The following is a 23,826-nucleotide window of genomic DNA, read 5'->3' as shown; positions in this document are numbered from 1 at the left end:
GAGGTCCGTGTGGGAATCTGTGACGGCCGCGTCGTGATCGTGACCGGAGCCGGGCGGGGCATCGGGAGGGAGCACGCGCTGGAGTTCGCCAGGCAGGGCGCCCGTGTCGTGGTCAACGACCTGGGCACCGGCCTCGGCGGCGACGGCAGCTCCGGCGGTCCCGCGCTGGCCGTGGCCGAGGAGATCCGCGCGCTCGGCGGCCAGGCTGTGGCCAGCAGCGACGACGTGGCCGACTGGAACGGCGCGGCTCGGCTGGTGAAGACCGCCGTCACCGCGTACGACGGGCTCGACGTGCTGGTGAACAACGCCGGATTCGTCCGCGACCGCATGCTGGTCTCCATGGGCGAAGACGACTGGGACGAGGTCATCCGAGTCCACCTCAAGGGCCACTTCCTGACGATGCGGCACGCCGCCGCGTACTGGCGAGAACGAGCCAAGTCCGGCGCACCCGCGGCCGCCCGCGTGATCAACACCTCGTCGGGCGCGGGCCTGCTCGGCAGCGTCGGCCAGTCCAACTACTCCGCCGCCAAGGCCGGGATCGTCGCGCTGACCCAGGTGGCCGCCGCCGAACTGGGCAGGTACGGCGTGACGGTGAACGCCATCGCCCCCGCCGCCCGCACCCGCATGACCGAGGAGGTCTTCGCCGAGACCATGGCCGCGCCCGATTCCGGCTTCGACACAATGCACCCGGCGAACGTGTCACCGCTGGTCGTCTGGCTCGGCTCGGCGGCGTCGGAGGCGGTGACGGGCCGGGTGTTCGAGGTGGAGGGCGGAGTGATCTCCCTGGCCACGGGCTGGACCCACGGTCCACGCGCGGACCGCGGCGCCCGCTGGTCCCCGGGGGAGGTGGGCGACGCAGTCGCGAAACTCCTCAAAGACGCCCCCGACCCACTGCCCGTCTACGGAGCAGGACCCCCTCCGTCGTGAGGCCCGCCTCCGGCACGGGTCCGTCTCGTCGTGCATGTGGCCCGCCTACGGGGCGCGCCCATCTCCGACGTGTGGCCCGCCATGAGCGGCATCCCCGTCGTGAGGCCCGTCCATGGTCCGAGGTGGGCTCTGGAATCGGCTACGGCGTTTTGAGCAGGTAGGCGCCCTCGGACAGCCGGGTGCGGATCTCGGCGGCCGTCTGCTCGGCGGTCAGGCCGCTGGAGTCGAAGGCATGCGGCTCCAGCTCACCCAGGTCGACGAACTGCTGGTACATCTGCAACACCGGCTCGGGATCCGTGAGCGCGTCAAGCCCTCGCCCCGTCGCCCTGACCAGGGTCGTCTCCCGATCGGGCCGGAGCACCACATAGTGCAGCGGAGCGCGCCGTACTTTGGCGAAGGCGCCGACGAACCACGGCCCGACGACGCCATCCACCACCACGTGATAGCCGCCGTCGGCGTACCCGAACGCCGCGTCCGCCAGCACGCTCATGACGGTCTCGTTCTGATGGCGAGACTCCGCCAGGTACGGCGCGATGGCCCCTCGCCGGATGAACGCCCAGAAGTCATCCGTATGCAGATGCACACTAGGCGTGACGGCATCGGCCAGCAGTCGGGCCACGGTCGACTTCCCCGCCCCCGGCGGCCCGGACACGATCACTACCTCCATGCCCACCATTGTCCGCGCCTTGGCCCAACGCCCGGACCGACCCGTGTGGCCCGGAGCCTCAGCGAAGCGCTGATCGAGCCGCGGGAGCCAGGCGGAGGCGCTGCGGGGGAGAGGTCAACCGGGACTCCAGTCCGGGCAACGCCACCTCACGCTCGTCCGAGGGCCGATCGAATCGGGCGAACCACACGAACACCTGCTCCCCTGTACGTACGGGCAGGGCGGGAAAGGTGTTCTCGGCGGCCTCGGTCTCGAAGCACGCCACCGGCGGCACCCCGGCTTCTCTGAGTACGGGTACGGCCTCCTGAGCGAAGAACTCGGCGAACCCGTCGTCGACGTGGTAGATCATCGCGACGTACAGCGACTCGGGCAGAACGGTGGCGCCGACGGGCGGCCGGACCGTACTGGAAAAGGGATCGAAAGAGGAGCCGGAAGAGGACTGGAGAGTGGGGCCAGGACCGGACTCGGGGGAGAGGACGGGAGCGGATCCACTCGGGAGGTCGGGAGTGGGCTCGGGGGAGAAGGCGGAAGTGGATCCGCTCAGGAGGTCGGGAGTGGACCCGGCCGGGAGGTCGGGAGTGGACCCGCTCAGGAGACCGGAAGTGGAAGTAGTAGTCCCGCGCGAGAGGTCGGAGTGGCGGGGAGAGGACCCGTGCGGCACGTCGGCAGAGGGCACGGGCACTGGGCGCAGCAGCAATACGTTGTCGGAGTCGATCATCGTCGCGTTGGCCGCGTCCCGGTTGGCCTTCCAGATCGGGCCGCCGTAGAAGGCCGTGAGGGCCGCCCGCCGAGCCTCCATGTCCGGAAATTTCCGCATCCACGGATACATGTTTGGCTCGTCCAGGTCCCGGAAGTGGCCGACCACCCCGATCCCGGCCTCCTCCTGCCCTTCGATGAACTCACGCTCGAACAAGTCGATCAGTGTGTCCCGCTGGCCGGGATGCAGAGTGTAGTTTCGCAACTCGTAAATCATGCGCGGATGCTACGAGCCGATCACTGACACCGGCTGTCAGCGATGCGGTCCAGAAGAATGTTCTGATTGCTAAGAGTCACACGAACACTACGCTTAGTTATATGATCGCTTTGGCTTTGATCCTCAAAGGTCAAAGAAGGTCAACGGGGATGGCGGTGTGCTCTTGGGCCGGTGCTGTCTCATGCGAGACGCCCACCGGCGAAGGAGCTGAAGTGATCGAGAAGCTGTGCGTCACCGGTGCCGTCGTGGCAGCGTCCGCCGGCGCCATCCTGCTGGCCACACCCGCTCACGCTGACACCTGGACCGACGCCTGGAGCGGCAACACCTATTCGTCGCAGTCCGGAAACAGTCTCGCCGACATCGCAGCGGTCAACGAGGGTGCCGGTCGGTCGACCAACGTCAACAACATCAACGGCATAGCCGCCACCGCCACCAACGGCAGCACCACGGTGACTTACATCTTCTACTGACCCCGATCTGCCCCTTGATCCTCCCCCTTGATCCCCCCCTTGATCCCCCCTTCCTCGCGCCCCGGTCGCCGCCGTCCGGCGGAGCCCGAAGTCCATGAGAAGCCCTCTGGAAGGACACCGACATGATCAAGAAGCTTGGCATCACGGCCATCGTCGCCATCGCCGCCGGCACGGCCCTGCTGGCCGCTCCGGCCCATGCCGACACCGACACCAGCAACAGCAGCTCCAGCACCAACTCAGCGTCCGCGCAGTCGGGCAACACCTTCGGCAACGTTCAGGCCAGCAACAGGGGTGCCGGTTCCAGCACCAACGTCAACAACATCAACGGCAACGCCGCCACGGCCACGCACCGTAGTGGCGTGGGTGTGAGCACCACTTCCAACTAATGCGATGACCGCGATGGCTCCCCGGGCGGTCCGTCACGCGACCGTCTCAATCCCTGTCACGGTCTGTCGTGGCTGGTGTCCCTTTGGCGGGATACCCCTTCGGGGGAGGAAAAGAAGCCCGGTCCGTCGCGGCGGAGGTCTCCTCTCGGGAAGGGGTAGAAGCCCAGTCCGTGCGGGGGAGGACCCTGTGGGAGGGACCCTTCTTGGGAGGGGTGGAAGCCCGGTTCATTGCGCCGAAGGACCCTGTGGGAGGGACCCTTCTTGGGAGGGGTGGAAGCCCGGTTCATTGCGCCGAAGGACCCTGTGGGAGGGACCCTTTTCGGGGAGGGGTAGAAGCCCGATCTGTCGCGCCGAAGGATCCTAGCCGTCCGGCGCAACTCCATGCTGTCTCCGGGAATGACGGGCGCGGACCAGGTTTCGGGCCGAACCGCGCACACCGGCCCCGGACCAGGTCGAACTCGCTGAGAAGGTGCTTGCCGCCATCCCCCAGGCCCTTCTGTACGCCAGGATCGACCTGGTCCGGCTCCCCGACGGCATCCCGGTGGTGATCGAGGTCGAGCTCACTGAGCCGTACCTGTTCCTGCGCCACGAGCCCCGCGCGGCGGCGAATCTCGCCACCGCGCCCCGTGAGCTCCTCTGAGATCCACGTCCGACGGGGTCCGCGTCCGACGGGGTTCGCGTCCGACAGGATCCACGCCCGACAGGATCCACGCCCGACTGGATCCGCGTCCGATGGGGTTCGCGCCCGACTGGATCCACGCCCGACAGGGTCGGGATCAGCAGGAGATGCCGCCGTCGACCGGAATGACCGTGCCCGTGAGGTAGGCCCCGGCACGTGAGGACAGGTAGATCGCCGCCCCGGCCATGTCGTCGGGGTGGCCGATCCGGCCCATCGGCACACTCGCCGCGATGCTCTCCCGAATGGCCGGATCATCCAGGGCGAACGCCATCATCTTCGAGTCGAAAGGCCCCGGCGCGATGGCGTTCACGGTGATGTGCTCAGGCGCCAACTGCCTGGCCAGGTGCCGGGTCAGCATGTGCACACCGGACTTCGACGCGGAGTAGGCGAAGTTCTCCACGGACGGCACCCGGATCCCGTCGATGGACCCGATGTTGATCACCCGCGCCGGATTCTCCGCGCTGGCCGCCGCCCGCAACTGTGGCAGGAAGCGCTGGGTCAGGAAAAATACCCCTTTGACGTTGATGTTCCAGAGCTTGTCGAAGGCGTGCACCGGATAGTCCTCCAGCGGCGCGCCCCACGCCGCGCCCGCGTTGTTCACCAGTACGTCCAGCGGCCCGTCCACCGCTTCCACCAGCGCGCCCACCCCCTCGGGTGTGGACAGATCGGCCGGTACGGCCACGCAGCCCAGCTCCTTGGCGGTCTGCTCCACCTCGGCGACCTTGCGCGCGGAGATGTACACAGTCGCCCCGGCCTCGACGAACCCGGTCGCGATCATGCGTCCGATACCACGGGAGCCGCCGGTGACGACGACGGTCTTGCCTTCCACCGAGAACAGAGTCATGTTCCGGAAGCATGCCATACCGACTGGTCGGTAGCCAGCCCGCTGGCCTTGCTAGCCCGCCCCGAAGGTGCGGCGCTTAGCCGGAGTCCTTCACCCACATCCCCAGCAGGCCGCGGAAGTGTTCCACGAAGCGGTCCTTCTCGTGCGCGGGATACGTGGCCGTCACCGTGTCGACCAGCAGCCGGTCGAAGTCCGGCCCGGCCACCCAGTCCAGGACGATTTCGTCGAGGTGGCGCAGCCGACTGTCGCAGAAGTCCTGGTAACGGTCGGTCTCGAAGTAGGTGTCGGCCAGCTGCCGATAGGCCGCCAGCCGCTCCTCGTACGATCCGGTGACCGCGAAGTACTCCCGCGTGTCCAGATCGAGCCGCGGCCGCCGCCCGGTGCCCACGCAGAACACGCTCCACCGGACCAGCGCCTTGATCGCCCAGGGAAAGTAGTAGTGCAGGCTCGTCAGCGCCACGTCCGGGCAGGCGTTGGCGTAGTCGATCGGGTGCACATCCGCACCCTTGACCAGGGTTTCGCAGGAGTTGAACTCCCACCGGAAAAACGCGTTCACCAGCCGCCCGATCGTGACCACCTCGTCGCCCACGGTCGGGGCGAGGAACTCGTGGTCCACGACGTACCGGGCGTGCATCGGCTCCTCGGGTCGGAACCGCATCACCATCGTCTCCGCCCCGATCGACAGCGAACGGGCGAACGCGTCGTAGCCCTCGACCGCCTTCTGCAGATGCATGAGCATCTCGCCGCTCTGGTCATAGGCCCGATGGAGCTCGTCGGGGTCCCGTACCAGCGACACCCCGCGCCACGCGCCGCCGTCGTACGGCTTCATGAAGAGCGGATACCCGATCCCCTCCGCGACCGCGTCAAGATCGAACGGCTGGTTGTAGCGGGAGGCCGTGTAGGCGTACTTGGTGTTGTCGGGCGGGTTCTTGTACGGCACGAGCACGGTCTTCGGGACCTTCAGCCCGAGGCGCATCATGGCGCAGTAGGCGGCGTGCTTCTCCATCGACTGGAAGGTGAACGGGCTGTTCAGCAGATAGACGTCGTCCATCATGGCGACCTTCTTGAGCCACTCGCGCGGGTGGTAGTACCAGTACGCCAGCCGGTCGATCACCAGATCGTGCCGGGGGCGGTCGCGCAGGTCGAACGGCTCGATCGTGATGCGCTCCACGTCGAACTCGCCGACCCCCTTGACCGGCCCCAACCGCCTCAGCACCGTCTCGAACGCCGACGGCCAGTCCTCTTCTGTCCCCAGCAGCAACCCCACCAGACGCCTCACGATGCTCCCTCCATGTCCCTGCCTGAGTCCCTGCGTGTCTCAGCCCACGTCTCAGCCCACGTCTCAGCCCACGTCTCAGCCCACGTCTCTGCTCGAACCGCGTCCGAAGGACCGGGCCACGCGCTCAGGACCGTGCCGGGAGAGTCGGCGGCCACACCCGCGAGGCGGGGTGGCCACACCCGCACGGGCAAGGCGCGCCCACACCTGAACGCGGCGGGGTGGCTACACCCGTACGGGCGAGGCGCCCACACCTGAACGCGGCGAGGCGGCCACACCCGCACGGGCCGGGGCGGTCACACCCCCGGAAGGCGGCCGTTGCGGAAGAGGTCGACGAACCGTTGGTGGTCTTCCCGGGCCTGTGCCCCATAACGGTGCGCAAAATCCACCAACATCCCGATAAATCCGGGCCTGTCGCCGTTGACCACGGCCATGATGGACTCCTCCGTCGAGAAGTTCACCAGGTCGTGGCTCGACTCGTCGTCCGCCACCGAGTGCATGCGCGCCACCGCCCGCCCCAGATCCCGCATGATCGACCGCAGCTTCGCCGGCTCGTTGACGTCGTCCCAATCCAGGTCGGCGGAGTAGGGCGAGACCTCCGCCACCAACTGCCCCACGCCGTTCAGCGTCGTGTAGCCCAGCCACGGATCGGCGTACGCCTGCAGCGCCCGCTGCGACTCCGCGGTCCGATGCCCCTGGTGGTGGAAGTAACGGGCGACCTTCTCGTCGGGGACGTGCCGGGCCACCGCCGGCACCTGCGCCTGCTTCATGTACAGGATGACGTCGTTCTCCAGCGCCTGTGACCGCCCCTCCAGCAGCAGGTTGTACGACGGCAGCCCCGCCGACCCGATCCCCACGCCCTTGCGCAGCGCCACATCCTTGATCACGTGCTCGACGGGGTTCGACTGCGTGGGCAGCGTCGTCAGGTAGTCCTCGAACGCCGCCGTCACGGAGTCGCGGGTCGCCGCGTCGACGGGCTCGCGCCCGTCCATGATGGCGAACCGCCGGTCGTAGTCGTCGATCAGCGTCTCGACGTCCAGCATCGCCACGCGCGTGCTCAGCCTGGCCGTCTGGAGCACCCGGTGCAGCACGCCGGTGGTGGTGTCGAGGGTGAGCGACCCGATCGCGTCGTCCCCGCCGCGCGCGATGCCGCCCAGCTCGGCCAGGTACGCGCCGGCGAAGTCGCTCACGAGCCCGCTGATCGCCTCGTCCGACAGGGCCTTGGCGTACCCGATCAGCGCCACGCTGGCGGCGAACCGCTTGAGGTCCCAGACGTACGGTCCCACGTACGCCTCGTCGAAGTCGTTGACGTTGAAGACCAGCACGCCCGAGGCGTTCATGTAGGTGCCGAAGTTCTCGGCGTGCAGGTCGCCGTGGATCCACACCCGGCTGGTCGCTTCGTCAAGGTATGAGGAGTCCGCGAACCCTTCGGTGAGGTCCGCGTAGAACAGGCAGGCGCTGCCCCGGTAGAACGCAAAAGGGGAGGCCGCCATTTTCCGAAATTTCCGCCTGAATGCCGCGGGGTCTCGCTTGATCGACTCGCCGAACTCCGTCATGAGGACATCTAGCAGGTGGGAAGCGCGTGTGCCCATGTCTCGGACCTTAAGTCGTCCCAGCTCGCGCGCCTACCCTGGTCTTTCCCTGTCAGGGTGGCCGGCCGATGATCGGTAGGGTGCGCCCGTGGGAGACATCTACGAACTCGTGCTGACCATGGACCTTCGCGCCGAACTCGGCGACGACGAGCTCGCCGAGCTGCGGTGGCATGTGGGACAAGGGCCGCGACCTGAGCGGCTGCCGATCGGCACCGGCGACTACCGGGAGACCTATCCACTCGGTGACCCCGACGACCCCGACTGCGAGTGGGAGGACAGCGATCCGGAGCCCGTGTTCGCGCGGCGCTTCCCCGCCATGCGCGTGGGTGGGGCACTCGTCGCGGAGCTGGTCGAGAGGAAGCAGGCGGAGGGCTGGGCGCTGACGGTACGCCAAGAACTCCACCCCGACGAGTTCTACCAGGTCCGGGCACTGCTGGAGTGGCTCGGCCCGCGCTCGGTCAACGCGGAGGTCGCCGGGATCGAGTTCTTCGTCGGCTACCTCCGCTTCAGCACCAGCGTTCAGATCGCCCCGCTCATTCTGCTGAACGGCCGCATCCGCCTGCCGGAGGACATCGAATCGCACACCCCTCACTGGGAGGAGACCTGACGCTAGGCCGTAGCGCGCCCCTGTCGTACGGACGGAAGACCGCGGAAGCCCGCGACCGCGAGGACCGTCACCATGACGACCAGCGCCACGCACTGGCCCACGCTGGACACCCACAGCTCTCCAAGTCCCATGCTCAGGTAGCTGTTGTCCGCCATCGCCAGTCGCGACGGCAGCATCAACGTCCCGAGGATCGCCAGCGCGAGCGGCACGTACGCGGGCAGGTCGCGCCTGAGGCAGACGATCCCGGCCACCACGAGCACCACCGTGGCCAGACCCATGAGGTCCACCCACGGCCACACCAGCGGCACATCCCCCAAGCCGGACGCCAACAGGGCAAGGATGACGGCTCTCAACAGCAGCCCGACGGCCAGCGGCAGGACGGTCAGTTGCCACGCTCGCCGCACCGGCGGGACGTCGTGGTGGAAGCCGGCGAGCAGGGCCGCCAGCGGTACCACGACATTCAGTGCCGGTGGCACCGTGTCCAGAGCAACGAACTGGCTGGCCAAGTTCTCCCAGATGGCGAGCTCGACCAGAGCCGCCGCGCCGGCCGCCAGCGCCACCGGCTTGGCGAGCTGGACATGACCGCGCATCAGCAGGACGAACGCCGTCACCCAGAGAGCCGCCGCGAGTACATCGAGTGGCCGCGTCGTCGAGTCGGGCCCCATGAAGGCGAGGGAGACGAGGGTTAAAGTGCCGGCCGCCGCGTGGAAGGCGAGCCCCAGTGTCGCCACCAGCCTGACGGCCGCGCCCCAGGCGACGAGCCGGGGCGTCGCGCCCGCTCCGCCGACCCGTACGCGCATCGAGAGGGCGAGCACGCTGGCGATCTCGCCCCAGCGCGGTCGAGGGTTCTCCTCATCCGGCACATCGCCGGAGACCTCCATGAACGCGGCCACCATCTCCTCCTCCCGCTCGGCTCGGTACGAGCGGGGGAGCAGCCGCAGGACGGTGCGGTAGCGCTGTTCGAGCAATTCGTTCACCAGGCACCTCCGGCGAGCGCGGTGGCCGTTCCAGGGAGCAGGCGGGTGGTCCGGTCCCGGAGGCGGGTGGTCGCCGCGCGGGCGTTGGCCGCCAGCCGGGCCGCCTCCTCCTCCAGGGCCCCCGCCCCCGAGTCGGTCAGCCGGTAGTAGCGGCGTAGCCGCCCCTGGGCCACTTCCTCCCGGTCGAGCGCCACCAGCCCCTCCCCGGCCAGCCGGTCCAGCACGCCGTAGAGGGAGCCGATCTTGAGCTGCACCCGCCCCCCGGACAGCCGATCGACCTCCTGGACGATGCCGTAGCCGTGCCGCGGCTCGTCCACCAGCGCGGTGAGCGCCAGGAACATGGGCTCCGTTATATTCACCCGCCCACCATATCCTGTCTCTCAGGATATAGTCACGGATGTTGAGAAGAGACGGAGACGACCTCGCCCGTCATGTACGAGGAGTAGTCGCTGGCCAGGAAGACGATCACGTTCGCCACCTCCCACGGCTCCGCCGAACGCCCGAACGCCTCGGCGGCCGCCAGCTCCGCCAGCAGCTCCTCGCTGGTCACCTTCGCCAGGAACGGGTGGACGGCCAGTGAAGGCGCCACCGCGTTGACCCGGACGCCGTGCTCGGCGGCCTCCAGGGCGACGCACCTGGTCAGCGCCATCACCCCGGCCTTGGCCGCCGCGTAGTGCGACTGCCCTCGCTGGGCCCGCCAGCCGATCACGGAGGCGTTGTTCACGATCACCCCGGAGCCCTGGGCGATCATCTGCTTCAGGGCGGCCCTGGTGCAGCGCATGGTGCCGTTCAGGGTGACGTCGATGACGGTGTGCCACTGCTCGTCGGTCATCTCGGCCAGTGACGCCGTACCACCGAGCCCGGCGTTGTTGACCACCACGTCCAGCCGCCCGTGCGCCTCCACCACCGCGTCGAACAGCGCCAGCACCTGGGCCTCCGACGTCACGTCGCACGGCACCGCCAGCGGTTTGACACCGGTGAGCTCGGTGAGCGAGTCGGCGGCGGCGGACAGGCGGCGCTCGTGCCGGTCGGAGACGACGATCGTGGCCCCCTCCTCGGCGCAGCGCTTGGCCGTCGCGTAGCCGATCCCGGCCCCCGCCGCGGCCGTGACCAGCGTGACCTTGCCGTCGAGCAGCCCGTGCGCTCTGGGGTACGGCGGTGCCATAGTGCTCCGATCAGAGAGGTCCGTCAGCGGGGGAGTCCCAGGGTGCGCTCGGCGATGATGTTCCGCTGGATTTCGCTGGAACCGGCATAGATCGTGTCCGCCCGGCTGAAGAGATACAGCCGCTGGAGGTCGTTGAGCTCGCCGGCGCGGGCGACAAGTCCGGACTTGAGTTGTACGGCCTGGGCCAGCTCGCCCAGCCGGCGATGCCACTCCGACCAGTACAGTTTGGCGATCGACGCCACCGGCCCCGGATCGGCCCGTAGCGCGTTCAGCCGCATGATCTCCAGCTCCAGCCACGACCGCACCAGCCGGTCACGCAGCACCGGGTCGTCGGCCGCGCCCGTTCGCTCGGCGACCTCGATCACCCGGGCCAGCTCCCGCCGGAACCCGATCTGCTGACCCAGCGTGGAGACTCCGCGCTCGTAACCGAGAGTGGCCATCGCGACGCGCCACCCGTCGCCGGGCGCGCCGAGCACGTTTTCGGCCGCGGTCCTGGCCCCGTCGAAGAACACCTCGTTGAACTCGGACGTCCCGGTCATCTGCACGATCGGCCGTACCTCGACGCCGGGCTGGTCCATGGGCACGAGCAGGTACGACAGCCCACGGTGGCGCTGGGAGCCCGCTTCCGTACGGCAGAGCACGAAGCACCAGTCGGACACGTGGGCCAGCGAAGTCCACACCTTCTGCCCGGTGATGACCCATTCGTCGCCCGCCAGGTGCGCCTTCGTCTGGACGTTGGCCAGATCGGAACCCGCCTCCGGCTCGGAGTAGCCCTGGCACCACAGCTCGTCGCCCCGCTGGATCGGGGGCAGGAAACGGGCCTTCTGCGCCTCGGTGCCGAACTCCAGGATCGTCGGCCCGATGAGTCCCTCGCCGATGTGGCCCACGCGGGCGGGGGCGTCGGCCAGGGCGTACTCCTCGTGGAAGGCGACCTGGTCGGCCAGGGAGGCGTCGCGTCCGCCGTACTCGACGGGCCAGCCCAGGCAGGTCCAGCCCGCCTTGCCGAGATGGCGCTCCCAGGCCAGTCGTACCTCGTGACCTTCGTGTTCGCGCCCGGGGCCGCCCAGGCCGCGGGCATGCGCGAAGTCTCCGGTGAGGTTCGCGGCCAGCCAGGCGCGCGCCTCCTCACGCAGGCTCAACGGAAACGCCACCACTCGGGCTCACCGTCACGTGGGCTCAACGAAGCCGCCGTAACCGCCGCGGAAGAACAGCAGCGGGCCGCCGTCCGCGTGCGTGTCGAGCTGGAGCACCCGGGCCACCACGATCACGTGGTCGCCGGCCATGTGCTCGGCCTCGACCACGCAGTCGATCCAGGCCAGGGTTCCTTCGAGCACCGGGTTGCCGCCGGGCGAGCCGGTCCACCGCAGCCCGGCGAACTTGTCGCCGCCCCGGCTCGCGAGCTGGGCGCAGACGTGCTGCTGGTGCTCGGCGAGCACGTTCACGGTGATGACCTTGGCGCCGCGCACCTTGGGCCAGCTCGTGCTCGTGTGCGCCACGCAGAACGCCACCAGCGGCGGGTCCAGCGACACCGAGGTGAAGGAGTTGGCCGCCAGGCCGCATGGCTCGTTGCTGGCCGGGTCGAGGGCGGTGATCGCCACCACGCCGGTGGCGAACCTGCCCAGCACCGACCTGAACCTCCGGCTGTCGAGCTGGCCGTTGCCGCTCGCGTGGGACTGGCCGTTCGGCATCGAGGCTCCGTTGAGAGTCCTGCGCTGGTACGGCACCGGGGGGCCGCCACAGCCGTCCGGCGTGATCAGCCGGGCAGCGTGTGTGCTCATGGTCTCCTCCTCCTCGCCGTCTGCATCGTATCTTACCAAGCGCTTGCTTGGACGGTAGGCGTGCGACGGAAAAGGTGTCAAGCGAAATGCCGGGGCATACCCCCCGGTTGACATATGTGGACGGTCCGATCTAGCGTTTCAGGATGGCCAAGCGCTTGCTTGAGTTCCGGGATCGTACGGCTGTGGTGGGCGTCGGGTACACGCCCTTCACCAAGGACTCGGGGGTCAGCACACTCACCTTGGCCTGTCGCGCCATCCTGGCCGCCCTCGACGACGCCGGCCTCGGCCCCGGCGACGTCGAGGGCATAGCGACCCATCGCGTGGGCGACTCGGCGGCCCCGTCCCTGGTGGGGCCCGCGCTCGGCCTGGCCGATCCGACCTGGTACCTCGACCAGTTCGGCGGCGGCAGCGTCTCGCACGCGGTCGTGGCGCAGGCGGCGCTGGCCGTGGCGGCCGGCGTGGCGGAGACCGTCGTGTGCTACCGGGCGATCAACGCCCGGTCGGAGTTCCGCATGGGCGGCACCGGCCGTGGCCTTCCGGTGAGTCCCGAGGTGCAGTACCAAGCGCCCTACGGCTATTTCGCGCCGCCCCAGCAGTACGCGATGTACGCCCGCGCCCACATGCAGAAATATGACACAAAGGCGGAGCATTTCGGGCAGCTGGCCGTCACCCAGCGGGCGAACGCCGTCAAGAACCCCCGCGCCCTCATGCGTACGCCCATCACCCTCGACGACTACCTGGACAGCAGGTGGATCGCCGAGCCGTTCCGCCTGCTCGACTGCTGCCTGGAGACCGACGGCGCGTGCGCCCTGGTCATCACGACCGCCGAGCGCGCCCGCTCCCTGCGCCGCCCGCCGGTGCTGATCTCCGGCGCGGCCTGGGGCGGTGGCGACTCGCACCTGTCCGGCGGCCGGGCCGACCCCACCACCACGGCCGCCGCCGCGCTGGCCCCGCGCCTGTACGCCCAGGCCGGACTCGGCCCGGCCGACATCGACGTGGCGCAGCTGTACGACTGCTTCACCTACTCGGTGATCGTCCAGCTGGAGGACTACGGCTTTTGCGCCAAGGGCGAGGGCGGCCCGTACGTCGCCTCGGGCGCCACGGCCCTTGACGGAGCCCTCCCGGTCAACACGCACGGCGGCTTCCTGTCGGAGGGCTACGTCCACGGCGTCAACCACATAGCGGAGGCCGTCTCCCAGCTACGCGGGGACGCGGGTGACCGGCAGGTCGCGGGCGCCGAGGTGGCCCTGTCCACCGCCCAGCCCGGCTACATCCTCCCCGCCACCTCGGCTCTCCTGCTCACAAGAGGCTGACCCATGCCCGACCTCAGAAGAGGCTGACCCATGCCCGACCTCAGAAGGGGCTGATCCATGCCCGACCGGTACGGCAGGCCGCCCCAAGGCGTGCGGCCGACGCCCGATCGCGACTCCAGGGACTGGTGGGCCCGGCTGGCCGGCCACGAGTTCGCGGTCCAGCGCTGCGACACCTGCCACACGGCCCGCTTCCCGCCCAGGGCCTTCTGCTCGGCCTGTCGTACGGAGGACTGGCGCTGGGAGGCCGTCGAGCCGGCCGGCACGGTGGAGAGCTGGATCGTCAACCGCCGGCCGTTCATGCCCGGAGCGAGCGAGCCGTACGTCGTGGTGCTGGTCCGGCTCGCCGCCGTGCCCGGCTGCCTGATCCACGGCGGGTGGGACGGCGATCGAGAGCCCGAGTACGGTCAGGCGGTCGAAGGTGTGTACGAGGACATGGGCGACGAGCTGACGCTCATCAATTGGCGGCCGACAGAGTGGCACGCATCCCCGTGAAATCCTTCGCGGCGGCACCAAGTCGGGAACGATAGGTACCAATGGGCCTGAAGGCCAATCCCGGTCCGGCCGCTTCATCCCTGCGGCCGGCCACGCCCGCCGGACGCCGGTCCCTTGGGCGAGGCTCGACTGGGGACGGTCTACGGCGCGGGTACGACTTGGCGCAAAGAATGGTGGGAAAAGGCGCGAAGCGCCGTAAATCATGAGAAAAAGGAGGAACGCGCGCCCTGGCGGGCGTGGGGGACCCGCCAGGACGCGCTTCCTGCCCCGTGTGCGGCGACGCCAGGACTCCGGCGAGGGATGGAGTCCTAGGTCGAGTGTTCGCACACGGAGTTCATGGGGGAGCGACCCTCTTGCGAGGACTCCGGATGTCGGTAGTGGTCTGCGATGCGTTGGGCCGCACCGAGGGGGTCATCGATGGGATGTGAGACGGTGGCATCCTCCTCATTCCAGATGAAGGAACCGTCTTTGCACCACACAGTTACCTCGGTCAACACGGATAAAACGGACATGCCACTGTCGTTGCTCTGGTAGGTGTTGCTGAGTCCCTGGCGAGGCAACGCGTAACGCAGTAAACGTGTTGCTTCACAAGGGTCTTGCCAGGGCAGGTATGGCGTACCCGCGTGGACCGGTAACACCGGGCCCTCACCCCCTCACCGGCCTTTCGATGGATTTGTACCAACGATTGGATGATGCGGCTGTCAATGGCCATCGGTCAAGGGGTTGTGGCCTGTTAGAACCAGATCGTCTAAATTGTTGGAACAAAAGGGGTGAAAGTGGCAAGGTCGGTCCTGTACCAGCTGGTGGCCTCGGAGCTGAGGAGAGCCATCTACTCCGGTGTACTCGGCCCCGGGGCGCAGCTGCCGACCGAGGCGCAGCTCATGGAAGACCATGGGGTGAGCCGCAACACCGTCAGACTCGCCCTAGGGGAGCTGGTCAACGAAGGGTTGGTCACGCGAACCCCACGGCGTGGCACGGTCGTCCGGGACCGCCGGCCGCTGCTGATCTACCCGCAGCGAGAGCTGGAGCCACAACCATCCGGCGAGCTGCGAGAGGCGTTCGCCTTCGCCGTGACGCAGGAAGGTCGTGCCCCCAGCCAGTACATAGAGGTCTTGACCGTCTCACCGGTCGAGGAGATCGCCAGCCGACTCGAGCTGGCCGAAGGCGAACTGGCCGTCGTCCGACGGCGTCTGCGGTTCGTCGACGGGCAGCCGTACAACACCAACGATTCCTACTATCCACGTGACCTGGTGGCCAACACGGAGATCGCCCGGCCGGGCGACATTCCGCGGGGGGCGAACCGGGTCCTGGAAGAGCTCGGTCACGAGCAGGTGCGGGTGGTGGATGACATCTGGGCGCGGATGCCCAACCAGGAAGAGGTCGAGCGTCTCCAGTTGGAGCTCGGCACACCGGTCGTGGTCTACGTCCGCGTCGGTTACGACAACGGCGACATGCCAGTGCGTGTCGCCGTGTCGGTGCTCCCCGCCGACAAGCACTTGATCAGATACGAGCTCGATCGCCGCTGAGCGAGCTCGGTTGGGGGTGATCCCACCGGCCGCCTAAGACGAGCCTCCCGCCTCGCTGGGCAGAGGGAGTCCTGCGCACTCCCTCCATGCGCGATTTATCGATAGATGTCGCCTCAAACCCCCCATGCGACCCAGCGCGCGCTCCAATCATTACGTTCTGTGGCTGCATGGACACCCGATGTAATGAAGGGCTGAACCGTGCTTTCCAACACCCTGCTCCACCCGCTCGCTCTCCGCCGCGCCGACGCCTCCGATCTGCCGGGCGTCCTGACCCTGCTCGCCGACACGGCCGAATGGCTGTACTCCCAGGGCGTGCGGCAGTGGCCGCGCGGCGGCTTCGGGCCCGAGCGGATCGAGCCTCTCATCGCCGAGCGGGTGCTCTACCTCGTGGACGACGAGCTCCGGTATCTCGAACTGGATGACGAGGCCCCGCCCGTCGCCACGATCGCTCTCGACGATCACGCCGACCCGGAGTTCTGGCGCCGGTCCGACGACCCGGGCGCCGCCATGTACGTGCACAAGCTCGCCGTCGCCCGGCCCTGGGCGGGCTTCGGCCTCGGAGACGCCCTGCTGGACTGGGCGGGCTCCGCGGCGCACGCCTCCGGGCTGAGCAAGCTCCGGCTCGACTGCGCCAAGAACAACCCGCGGCTGCAGGAGTACTACCGGAGCCGTGGCTTCCGGCACGTTCGGACGGTCGATCTGCCGCATCGCTCCTCGGGCGCCCTCTTCGAGCGGCCCGCGGAGGAGGCCGCCACGACGGCCTTCCGCGACCTCACAGTCGCCGAGCTGATCGGCGTCTGACGCCCTGACCGGCCCCGGCCGGTACGGCCGTGCCCCGCTCCCCGGCGGGGCACGGCCCGCGGTCGCGTTCCCCGGCCAGGTGACCTGGTGCTTTCCGGCACAAAGGGACACAGCACCATATAACCTCTCCAGCATGACCGGATCCCTCCTTGAGGTGATCGCGCTGAACGTGCGCGACGCCGTCGCCGCGGAGCAGGGCGGAGCCGACCGTCTGGAGGTCGTCGCCGACATGGGCGCCGACGGGCTCACCCCCGCTCCGGAGACGGTCGCCGCGATCGCCGCGGAGTGCCCGCTGCCCCAGATGGTGATGCTGCGCCGCGCCGCGAACTTCACCGCCGACGCCGAGGTGCTCGACCGGCTCCGTCTCGACGTCAAGGCGCTGGCCCAGGCCGGCGCCGCGGGGTTCGTGTTCGGCTTCCTCGACGAGGCGGGCGTGGTGGACCTGGCGGCCACCGAGGCGCTGATCCACGCCGTGTCGCCGCTGCCGTGGACCTTCCACCGTGCCGTCGACCACGCGGCGGACGTACAGGCGTCGTGGCGGGCGGTGCGGCTGCTGCCCAACCTGGCCACGGTGCTTACGGCGGGCTCACCCGCCGGCGTGCGCTACGGGCTGCCGATACTCAAGAGCCGGGCCGACGCGGGCGACGGCTCGATCATCCTGGCGGGCGGCGGGCTCAAACCGGCCTATGTGCCGTCGCTGCTGGACTACGGCATCCGGGCGTTCCACGTGGGCTCGGCCGTACGGGAGAGCTGGTCACTGCAGGTCGACCAGCGGCGCGTCCGTCAGTGGCGCAGCCTGGTCGACCGCGACTGACCCGAGGGCCGCCGAGCGGCCTGTGATTCGCCCCCAAGGCCGCCGAGGGGCCTCGGCCTGGGGCGGCTTCAGTCCGGGAGGGCGAGCGCCGCGTCGGCGCGGTGGAGCGCGGCGGCGAGGGTCTTGATCGTGGCGGGCTCGTCCATGACGCCGCCCCCGGCCGCGCGCCGCTCCTCCCAGGCCCGCACCCGATCCCGGTAGGAGTCGTAGTGCGCCAGGTGGAAGGCATAGACCGTGGCGAACCGGCTCACCAGGTGTGAGGGGTGCATGTCCCAGCCCTGGTAGAAGCCGTGTCCCAGCGAGTGCCGGACGAGCTCGGCGTGCCGCCGCCACAGCGCGTGCACGTCCGCAGCCGACCTGGAGGCGGGAGAGGCGGCCAGCGAGCCGTCGGAGAGCTCGACCCCCGTGCCGGCGAACGCCGTCTGCATCACGTGCCGGGCGTGGTCACAGGCCGGATGGTCGAGCCGCTGCTCGTGCGGCGGCAGCCCGAGAGCGGCCGTGTAGTCGAACACCCCGAAGTGCGCGGCCGCCAGCCGCCCCCCGAACGACTCGGCCAGCTCACCGCGCAGGAACAGCACGGTCTGCGGCGCCTCGACCTGGATCTCGAACCGCAGCCGGACGTCCAGCTCCCGTTCGAGCCGCTCCAGGAAGCCGCAGAACTGGCCCAGATACGACTCCATCAGCACTTTCGGGAAGGTGACCACGAACCCCGGCGGCAACTCGCCCACCCGTTCGACGACCCCGGTGACGAACCCGTCGAGCGTCCGCACCGACCGCCCAGGGTCCCCGTCGGCGAACGACTTGACCCGCAGCCCCCACCGGCGCGGCAGCGCTCCGGCCGCGTGCATCACGGCCACGGCCACGACCGCCTGCTCGACGTGGCCGTCCTCGTCGCCGGGCCGCCCGCCGTAGCCGTCCTCGAAGTCGATCCGCAGGTCCTCGACCGGCTCGCGGGCGAGCTTGCGCAGCAGCCTTTCGTGTACGTCCCGCGCCGGCGCGTCAGGCAGCCCGAACACGTGGGCCAGTTCGGCTGGGCCGCTCAGATGCTCCTTGACCAGGTCGAGCGCCTGCGCGCCCCACCCCGCGACCGTGCTCGGCGACACCCGGTCGGCCGGGACATAGACGGTGTGCACAGGTTGCCAACCGGGCTCGGCGGCCGGGTAGCGGGCCCGCTGGATCCGGTGGGTCTCTGCGAAGCCTGGCAGGGACTGGTCCGTCACGATGACACGCATGCCGTCAGGGCCGGCAGGCCCGCAGCATGGCCTCCAGGCCGGCGAGCTTGACCCGTTCGCCGCGGCCCAGCGACTTGGCCAGGGCGCCTTCGGCCGCCTCGATGGCCAGCCACTCGTCGTACGTCACCGGCCTTACGCCTCTTTCGTGCAGCACCGCGTCGATGGGCGCGGACTTCAGCCGCTCGTGGCCGGCCAGGTCGGACAGCAGGGTGCGGACCGTCTCCGCCGCGTCCGACTTGTTGGTGCCGATCACGCCGGTGGGGCCGCGCTTGAGCCAGCCCGCCACGTACTCGCGCTCGCGGATCCGGCCGGCCTCGTTGGGCACGGTCATCGACCGCTCGTCGAACGGCACCCCCGGAAGGGGGACGCTCTGGTATCCGACCGAGCGCAGCACCATACCGACCGGGATCATCTCGAACTCGCCCGTCCCGACCACCCGGCCCTCTTCGGACAGCCGGGTGCGTTCGAGCTTGAGCCCCTCCACCCGGTCGGTGCCGAGGATCTCCACCGGGCGCAGCCAGAAGCGCACATCGAGGCGGCGCGGGCGGCCGACGGGGTTGCGGCCCGCCCACGACTGCAGGACGTCGATGTTGCCGCGGATCTGCCGGGGGAAGTCGCCGCCCAGCACCACGGCCTCGTCCTCGCGTACGCAGACGTCGGCGTTCGCCAGCTCGCCGAGCTCCCGCAACTCCTTCAGCGTGAACTTGGCGTGCTCGGGACCCCGGCGGCCGATCATGTGGATCGCCTTGACCTGGCTTTCCCCGAGCCGTTCGAGCACGTCGTGCGGTACGTCCGTGGAGCTGAGCTCCTCGGCGGTCTTGGCCAGGACGCGGACCACGTCGACGGCCACGTTCCCGACGCCGATGACCGCGACCTCGGGGCTGTCGAGGGTGAACATGGAGGCGGAGACGTCGGGGTGGCCGCAGTACCAGTTGACGAAGTCGGTGGCGGCCACGCTGCCCGGCAGGTCCTCGCCCGGGATGCCGAGCTTCCTGTCGACCATCGCGCCCGTGGCGTAGACGACCGCGTCATAGCTGCCCAGCAGGTCCTCGACCGACAGGTGCTCGCCGAGCCTGACGCCGCCGAGGAAGCGGACCTCGGGGAGTTCGAGCACCCGGCGCAGGTAGTTGGCGATCGACTTGATCGACGTGTGGTCGGGCGCGACGCCGTATCGGACGAGCCCATAAGGCGTGGGCAACCGCTCGACGACGTCGACCTGGACGTCCTCCTGCGCCTGTTTGACCAGGGCCTCGGCCGTGTAGATACCGGCAGGGCCCGACCCGATGACCGCCACGCGCAACGTCACGCTGCCTCCTCTATGTGGGCGATTCTGTTACACGGGGCATGCGTCCCACCAGTGCAACCCGGCACTGTGATCGATGTATCCCCGATCGCCGGTACGAATGAACCCATCTTTCGCGAATGGTGTCAGTACGGGGCAGTCAGGAGGCGGACGCGCGGGCACGGAGGGCCCTCTTGTCGATCTTGCCGTTGGCGTTGGCCGGCAGAGCTTCGACCACGATGACCCGCTTCGGCACTTTGTAGTTGGACATGTTGTCCTTCGCCCAGGTGAGCAGCGTGCCCGGATCGACCGTCATCCCCGCTCTGGGCACCACGTACGCCCAACCGGCCTCGCCGGAGACCGGATCGGGCACGCCGATCACGGCCGCCTGCGCCAGCGAGCCCTCACGTAACAGCAGCGACTCCACCTCGGCGGGCGAGACGTTGAAGCCGTTGACGATGTAGAGCTCCTTCTTGCGGTCCACGATGGCCAGGTTGCCCGCCGGGTCGAGGACGCCGATGTCGCCCGTGTGCAGCCAGCCGTCCCGATCGACCACCTCGGCGGTCTTGCCGGGCTCGTCCCAGTAGCCGCGCATGACCCCATACCCGCGCTGCAGGATCTCCCCGCGCTCCCCGGCTGCCACCTCCTTGCCGTCGTCGTCGACGATCCGCACCTCGATGCCCGGCACCGCCCGGCCGGTCGTCGCGGCGATGACCTCGATCGGGTCGCCGGCCCTGGTCATGGAGACGACCGTGCCCTCCATCAGGCCGTACGCGTTGATCATCCGCTCCAGCCCCACCCGTTCGACCAGGCGGGTGATCAGCGCGGCGGGCACGGCGGCGGCCCCGCAGATGGCCACGCGCAGCGACGAGACGTCCCAGTCGGCGCGGTCCAGCTCGTCCAGCAGCCGGTGGAACAGCGTGGGCGGGCCCGCCAGGATGCTCACCCGGCCGGCCGAGATCAGGGACATCAGGGCGTCGGGGGTGAAGACCCTGATCGGCATCATGGTCGCCCGGCGGAGCACGCAGGCGATCATCCCGGCGTTGAGGCCGAAGCCGTGACTGAACGGGGCGATCACCGGGTAGCGGTCGTGCTCGTCCAGGGTGACGATCTCGGACCAGTCCCAGTAGCCGCGCAGGACCTGGGCGTGGTCCAGCATCACGCCCTTGGGGGTGCCGGTGGTGCCGGAGGTGGACATGATCTCGCACAGATCGCCGGGCCGTACGGCCAGCGCCCGCTCCTCGACGCCCGGCCGCTCCATGTGGAGACTTCGCCCGGGGTTCAGGACGTGGCGCGGGGCGGCGTCCGGCGGCAGGAGATCGGCGAGCACCACACCGGGCGGGCCCTCGCCCGTGACCAGCACCGCGGCGCCGGTCTTCTCGATCATCGCCGCCGCCTCCAGGCCCTTGGCGCGCGAGGAGAGCGGCACGATCACCGCCCCGGCGTCCCAGACGCCGAAGGCGTGCCTCACCCAGTACGGGTCGTTCACGCCCCACAGGGCCACCCGGTCGCCCGGCCGGACGCCGAGCTCGATCAGCTCGTGCGCCACGCGGGCGGCTCCGGCGCGGAGCTCCGCCATGGTGACGCGCGTGTCGCCGTCGACGATCACCACCGTGTCCGGATGGCGGTCCGCCTGGTCACGGAGCATGCGGGGGAGCGTTCCCCAGTCCGGCATGGGTCCCATCGGTTCGCGCCTCCTGCTCCACAGGCCGAGCGCCCGGCTGTCGTACAGACCTCGGCTCCCGTACGGACCCTGGACGGGCGGGTGGGCGGCTACACGATGAGCGCCCGGTCGCGGCCCAGGTGGTGGCCGCGCAGGTCGGTCAGCACGCCGGGGCTCGGCGTCTCGGCGATCTCCGGCGCGATCTCCACGCCGAGCGAGATCGGGGTGAGCCCCTGGATCGCCTGCTGGATCCGGTTGCGCCACATCGGGTTGCGCACGAGGCTCTCCCTCCCGAACGTGACGGTGAGCACCGCCGCGTCGAGCGTGCCCTGCCTGCTGACGACCAGCTCCCACCTGGTCACGCCGTCGATCTTGGCCAGGGCCTTCTCGACGCGCGGCAGCGACAGCCACACGCCCCGCACCAGCACGTGCTCGCCGACCGTGTGGACGGGAGCGGGCAGTCCGGGGTCGGTCGCGGGCGAGTCGGTGCGTACCACCTGGCCCGTACGCAGGACGGCGTCGCCGAGCGCCGAGTGGCCGTGGGGCGTGATCACCAGCTCGGCCACCCCTGACGGCTCCGACGGCCGCAGCACGTCCTTGGTCAGCGAGGCCAGGTGCAGCAGGCCGTCCGTCAGCGGGGTGAGCGGGTCGCCCTCAGCCGCCCGCCAGGCCAGGGCACCGCCGCCGAACGGGTCGGCGTACACCTCGGTCACGTGGGCGTCGAACTCGCCCGCCAGGTGGCTGAGCGTCCGCTTCGAGGCGATCTCCCCGGTCAGGACGATGTGCCGCAGCCCCAGGTCAAGGGGGTCCAGCAGGAACTCCAGGTGCAGCCTGGCCAGCAGGTCCATCGCGCCCGTAGGGGTGGCGACCAGCGTGGTGGCTCCCAGGGTGGACAGCGTGTGGATCAACCGCATGCGGCCTCGCGGGCCCACCGAGGCGGCCGCCGACGCCACGTCCGCCGCGGCGGCGGCCCAGAGCGCGCCCGCCGGTTCGGCCAGCGCGACCACGACACGGTCGCGGTCGCCCACTCCGGCCGCCCGCAGCGCCGCCCCGGTCAGCTCCTGCGCCGCCGCGCGGTCGCCGGGCGCCATCGGGAAGGCGCTGGAGGCGTCGGGGGCGACCTGCAGCAGCCCTGTCGCGGACCGCGCGCCCGTACGGAGATCGTCCCGCGTCAGCCACCGGGCGCCGGCGGCCTCCGCCGACGCGTCCCGGCCGCTCACGGACCCGGAGCTGGGGCCGGTGTCCGGGGTGGTCACTTGGTCACCTCGGTCATGAACAGCTTCATCGCCTCGCAGACCCGTTCGTGCGCCAGCCCGCCCACCTGCGCCTGGATGATCAGATCCGTCGCCCCCGCCTCCGCGATCCTGGCCAGGGCCTTGCGCGAACCCGCTACGTCGTCCACCACGACCATCAGGTGCTCCCGCAGCGTCGCCATCGCCTCCTCCGGCGGCATCCCGGCGGCGAGCTGGCCGAGGACGCGGTGGGTGGCGTGCCGGGCGTCGTAGTAGTCGGGCGGGGTGACGAGGTTGACCTGGCGGCGGATGTACCAGAGGACGGCGTCGGCGGCCGTCTCGTTGGCCTGGTCGCGGGTGGGCGCGACGAACCAGGGGATCATCAGCGCGACCCGGCGGGAGTCGGGGTCGAACCCGGCGGCGGCCAGGCGCTCACGGTATTGGGCGATGTCGTCCGCCACGTCGTCGATGCCCTTGACCATGGTCATGCCGAGCAGGTTGTAGCCGTGGTCGGCCGCCGCCAGATAGCCCTCCAGCGACGTCGAGGCCACCCAGACCGGCGGATGCGGCTGTTGCACGGGACGCGGGTAGACCGCCACGTCCGGGATCTCGAAGAACTCGTTCGAGCGGCTGACCGGCTCCCCGTCGGCCCGCCAGATGGCCAGCGTCGCGTCCAGCGAGTCCTCCCAGATCTGCCGGGACTTCTCGAAGGGCCGCTGGAAGGCCTGGTACTCCAGGGGCGAGGCCCCCCGCCCGGTGCCGAACTCCACCCGGCCGCCGCTCAGCACATCGAGGGTGGCCACGCGTTCCGCGGTGCGGATCGGCGACTGGAACGGCAGCAGCACCACGCCCAGCCCGAGATGGATCCGCTCGGTCCGCTGGGAGATCGCGGCCAGCACGAGATCGGGCGCGGAGGAGTGGGAGAACCCCCGCGTGAAGTGGTGCTCGACGAACCAGGCGGTGTCGAAGCCGAGCCGATCACCGAGCACGACCTGGTCGATCACGTTCTGGAACGCCTGTTGCTCGACCTCTCGGGAGCGCCCGCGCACCTCCAGCTCGTAGCCCAGGCTGATCCGTAGGGACGTCATCGCGCCTCCGGCGAAAAGTAGTAAACCAAGCGCTCGCTTGGTAGA

25 protein-coding genes are annotated in these 23,826 nt (G+C 69.7%); 10 read left to right on the top strand and 15 right to left on the bottom strand.

Annotated elements, in window-relative coordinates:
- The first annotated feature begins 9 nt into the window (after window positions 1-9).
- Entirely contained in the window at window positions 10-927 is a 918-nt protein-coding gene (locus tag ACQP2T_RS46690; protein WP_433511265.1) for an SDR family oxidoreductase, read from the top strand.
- A gap of 139 nt (window positions 928-1,066) precedes the next feature.
- On the opposite strand, the gene ACQP2T_RS46685 is transcribed toward ACQP2T_RS46690, so the two are convergent.
- A complete protein-coding gene (locus ACQP2T_RS46685; protein WP_433511264.1) occupies window positions 1,067-1,594 on the bottom strand; it encodes an AAA family ATPase in 528 nt (175 codons plus the stop codon).
- A 58-nt stretch (window positions 1,595-1,652) separates the two neighbouring features.
- On the bottom strand, window positions 1,653-2,564 hold the full coding sequence (locus ACQP2T_RS46680) for an NIPSNAP family protein (RefSeq protein ID WP_433511263.1): 912 nt from the start codon (window positions 2,562-2,564) through the stop codon (window positions 1,653-1,655).
- A gap of 212 nt (window positions 2,565-2,776) precedes the next feature.
- Between ACQP2T_RS46680 and ACQP2T_RS46675 the strand changes: the two genes are divergently transcribed.
- From ACQP2T_RS46675 to ACQP2T_RS46665, 3 genes are all read left to right on the top strand, one after another.
- Entirely contained in the window at window positions 2,777-3,034 is a 258-nt protein-coding gene (locus ACQP2T_RS46675) for a hypothetical protein (protein WP_357946688.1), read from the top strand.
- A gap of 122 nt (window positions 3,035-3,156) precedes the next feature.
- Window positions 3,157-3,420 carry a hypothetical protein gene (locus tag ACQP2T_RS46670; protein WP_358174558.1) on the top strand — a complete coding sequence of 88 codons (264 nt, stop codon included), beginning with the start codon at window positions 3,157-3,159 and terminating at the stop codon, window positions 3,418-3,420.
- 469 nt (window positions 3,421-3,889) lie between these two features.
- Window positions 3,890-4,060 carry a hypothetical protein gene (locus ACQP2T_RS46665; protein WP_433511262.1) on the top strand — a complete coding sequence of 57 codons (171 nt, stop codon included), beginning with the start codon at window positions 3,890-3,892 and terminating at the stop codon, window positions 4,058-4,060.
- 136 nt (window positions 4,061-4,196) lie between these two features.
- Here the strand turns inward: ACQP2T_RS46665 and ACQP2T_RS46660 are convergent, their stop codons facing one another.
- From ACQP2T_RS46660 to ACQP2T_RS46650, 3 genes are all read right to left on the bottom strand, one after another.
- Entirely contained in the window at window positions 4,197-4,943 is a 747-nt protein-coding gene (locus tag ACQP2T_RS46660; RefSeq protein ID WP_433511261.1) for an SDR family oxidoreductase, read from the bottom strand.
- Between the two features lie 76 nt (window positions 4,944-5,019).
- Entirely contained in the window at window positions 5,020-6,222 is a 1,203-nt protein-coding gene (locus ACQP2T_RS46655) for a hypothetical protein (RefSeq protein ID WP_433511260.1), read from the bottom strand.
- 293 nt (window positions 6,223-6,515) lie between these two features.
- Window positions 6,516-7,811, bottom strand: a complete 1,296-nt coding sequence (locus ACQP2T_RS46650; RefSeq protein ID WP_433511259.1) for a DUF2252 domain-containing protein — start codon at window positions 7,809-7,811, stop codon at window positions 6,516-6,518.
- An 88-nt stretch (window positions 7,812-7,899) separates the two neighbouring features.
- Here ACQP2T_RS46650 and ACQP2T_RS46645 point away from each other — a divergent pair, with 88 nt between their 5' ends.
- Window positions 7,900-8,418, top strand: a complete 519-nt coding sequence (locus ACQP2T_RS46645) for a hypothetical protein (protein WP_433511258.1) — start codon at window positions 7,900-7,902, stop codon at window positions 8,416-8,418.
- A gap of 2 nt (window positions 8,419-8,420) precedes the next feature.
- Here the strand turns inward: ACQP2T_RS46645 and ACQP2T_RS46640 are convergent, their stop codons facing one another.
- The 5 genes from ACQP2T_RS46640 to ACQP2T_RS46620 are packed head-to-tail and all read right to left on the bottom strand — an operon-like array spanning window position 8,421 to window position 12,338.
- A complete protein-coding gene (locus ACQP2T_RS46640) occupies window positions 8,421-9,395 on the bottom strand; it encodes a hypothetical protein (RefSeq protein ID WP_433511257.1) in 975 nt (324 codons plus the stop codon).
- The gene (locus ACQP2T_RS46635; RefSeq protein WP_433511256.1) at window positions 9,392-9,754 is read right to left on the bottom strand and encodes a PadR family transcriptional regulator; all 363 of its coding nucleotides are present in this window, start codon (window positions 9,752-9,754) and stop codon (window positions 9,392-9,394) included. Before ACQP2T_RS46635 ends, ACQP2T_RS46640 begins: the two co-directional genes overlap by 4 nt.
- 32 nt (window positions 9,755-9,786) lie before the next feature.
- Window positions 9,787-10,560: an SDR family oxidoreductase gene (locus ACQP2T_RS46630; protein WP_225299357.1), complete on the bottom strand. Its 774-nt coding sequence runs from the start codon at window positions 10,558-10,560 to the stop codon at window positions 9,787-9,789.
- A 23-nt stretch (window positions 10,561-10,583) separates the two neighbouring features.
- Window positions 10,584-11,711: an acyl-CoA dehydrogenase family protein gene (locus ACQP2T_RS46625; protein ID WP_433511255.1), complete on the bottom strand. Its 1,128-nt coding sequence runs from the start codon at window positions 11,709-11,711 to the stop codon at window positions 10,584-10,586.
- Window positions 11,712-11,726: 15 nt separating this feature from the next.
- Window positions 11,727-12,338 carry a flavin reductase family protein gene (locus ACQP2T_RS46620; protein ID WP_433511254.1) on the bottom strand — a complete coding sequence of 204 codons (612 nt, stop codon included), beginning with the start codon at window positions 12,336-12,338 and terminating at the stop codon, window positions 11,727-11,729.
- A 143-nt stretch (window positions 12,339-12,481) separates the two neighbouring features.
- On the opposite strand from ACQP2T_RS46620, the gene ACQP2T_RS46615 reads away from it, so the two are divergent.
- The 5 genes from ACQP2T_RS46615 (at window position 12,482) to ACQP2T_RS46595 (ending at window position 17,284) form a co-directional block, all read left to right on the top strand.
- Window positions 12,482-13,651, top strand: a complete 1,170-nt coding sequence (locus ACQP2T_RS46615; protein WP_433511253.1) for a thiolase C-terminal domain-containing protein — start codon at window positions 12,482-12,484, stop codon at window positions 13,649-13,651.
- Between the two features lie 57 nt (window positions 13,652-13,708).
- The gene (locus ACQP2T_RS46610) at window positions 13,709-14,143 is read left to right on the top strand and encodes a Zn-ribbon domain-containing OB-fold protein (RefSeq protein WP_433511252.1); all 435 of its coding nucleotides are present in this window, start codon (window positions 13,709-13,711) and stop codon (window positions 14,141-14,143) included.
- 776 nt (window positions 14,144-14,919) lie between these two features.
- A complete protein-coding gene (locus tag ACQP2T_RS46605; RefSeq protein ID WP_433511251.1) occupies window positions 14,920-15,669 on the top strand; it encodes a GntR family transcriptional regulator in 750 nt (249 codons plus the stop codon).
- Between the two features lie 198 nt (window positions 15,670-15,867).
- Window positions 15,868-16,470 (top strand): GNAT family N-acetyltransferase, encoded by a 603-nt coding sequence (locus tag ACQP2T_RS46600; RefSeq protein ID WP_433511250.1) that lies wholly within the window; start codon window positions 15,868-15,870, stop codon window positions 16,468-16,470.
- 133 nt (window positions 16,471-16,603) lie between these two features.
- Entirely contained in the window at window positions 16,604-17,284 is a 681-nt protein-coding gene (locus ACQP2T_RS46595) for a copper homeostasis protein CutC (protein WP_433511249.1), read from the top strand.
- Window positions 17,285-17,352: 68 nt separating this feature from the next.
- On the opposite strand, the gene ACQP2T_RS46590 is transcribed toward ACQP2T_RS46595, so the two are convergent.
- From ACQP2T_RS46590 to ACQP2T_RS46570, 5 genes are all read right to left on the bottom strand, one after another.
- Window positions 17,353-18,516, bottom strand: coding sequence for a DUF6986 family protein (locus ACQP2T_RS46590; RefSeq protein ID WP_433511248.1), 1,164 nt, complete (start codon window positions 18,514-18,516; stop codon window positions 17,353-17,355).
- 4 nt (window positions 18,517-18,520) lie between these two features.
- Window positions 18,521-19,822 (bottom strand): FAD-dependent oxidoreductase, encoded by a 1,302-nt coding sequence (locus ACQP2T_RS46585; protein ID WP_433511247.1) that lies wholly within the window; start codon window positions 19,820-19,822, stop codon window positions 18,521-18,523.
- Between the two features lie 136 nt (window positions 19,823-19,958).
- Window positions 19,959-21,446, bottom strand: a complete 1,488-nt coding sequence (locus tag ACQP2T_RS46580; protein WP_433511246.1) for an AMP-binding protein — start codon at window positions 21,444-21,446, stop codon at window positions 19,959-19,961.
- A gap of 125 nt (window positions 21,447-21,571) precedes the next feature.
- Entirely contained in the window at window positions 21,572-22,717 is a 1,146-nt protein-coding gene (locus tag ACQP2T_RS46575; protein ID WP_433511245.1) for a hypothetical protein, read from the bottom strand.
- Window positions 22,714-23,781 (bottom strand): LLM class flavin-dependent oxidoreductase, encoded by a 1,068-nt coding sequence (locus ACQP2T_RS46570; protein WP_433511244.1) that lies wholly within the window; start codon window positions 23,779-23,781, stop codon window positions 22,714-22,716. The genes ACQP2T_RS46575 and ACQP2T_RS46570 overlap by 4 nt, the downstream gene beginning before the upstream one ends.
- Between the last annotated feature and the right edge of the window lie 45 nt (window positions 23,782-23,826).

The sequence above is a fragment of the Nonomuraea sp. CA-143628 genome (genome assembly GCF_050942315.1).
Classification (GTDB): domain Bacteria; phylum Actinomycetota; class Actinomycetes; order Streptosporangiales; family Streptosporangiaceae; genus Nonomuraea.
The sequence above is the reverse complement of the archived record's forward strand: the minus strand, read 5'-3'. Positions and strand labels throughout refer to the sequence as shown.

Bases quoted from the DNA above. Each gene is read 5' to 3' on its own strand.
- ACQP2T_RS46680 (WP_433511263.1), bottom strand. From the start codon at position 2,564: ATGATTTACGAGTTGCGAAACTACACTCTGCATCCCGGCCAGCGGGAC.
- ACQP2T_RS46590 (WP_433511248.1), bottom strand. From the start codon at position 18,516: ATGCGTGTCATCGTGACGGACCAGTCCCTGCCAGGCTTCGCAGAGACC.
- ACQP2T_RS46660 (WP_433511261.1), bottom strand. From the start codon at position 4,943: ATGACTCTGTTCTCGGTGGAAGGCAAGACCGTCGTCGTCACCGGCGGC.
- ACQP2T_RS46595 (WP_433511249.1), top strand. From the start codon at position 16,604: ATGACCGGATCCCTCCTTGAGGTGATCGCGCTGAACGTGCGCGACGCC.
- ACQP2T_RS46610 (WP_433511252.1), top strand. From the start codon at position 13,709: ATGCCCGACCGGTACGGCAGGCCGCCCCAAGGCGTGCGGCCGACGCCC.
- ACQP2T_RS46630 (WP_225299357.1), bottom strand. From the start codon at position 10,560: ATGGCACCGCCGTACCCCAGAGCGCACGGGCTGCTCGACGGCAAGGTC.
- ACQP2T_RS46620 (WP_433511254.1), bottom strand. From the start codon at position 12,338: ATGAGCACACACGCTGCCCGGCTGATCACGCCGGACGGCTGTGGCGGC.
- ACQP2T_RS46685 (WP_433511264.1), bottom strand. From the start codon at position 1,594: ATGGAGGTAGTGATCGTGTCCGGGCCGCCGGGGGCGGGGAAGTCGACC.
- ACQP2T_RS46615 (WP_433511253.1), top strand. From the start codon at position 12,482: ATGGCCAAGCGCTTGCTTGAGTTCCGGGATCGTACGGCTGTGGTGGGC.
- ACQP2T_RS46580 (WP_433511246.1), bottom strand. From the start codon at position 21,446: ATGCTCCGTGACCAGGCGGACCGCCATCCGGACACGGTGGTGATCGTC.
- ACQP2T_RS46570 (WP_433511244.1), bottom strand. From the start codon at position 23,781: ATGACGTCCCTACGGATCAGCCTGGGCTACGAGCTGGAGGTGCGCGGG.
- ACQP2T_RS46670 (WP_358174558.1), top strand. From the start codon at position 3,157: ATGATCAAGAAGCTTGGCATCACGGCCATCGTCGCCATCGCCGCCGGC.
- ACQP2T_RS46650 (WP_433511259.1), bottom strand. From the start codon at position 7,811: ATGGGCACACGCGCTTCCCACCTGCTAGATGTCCTCATGACGGAGTTC.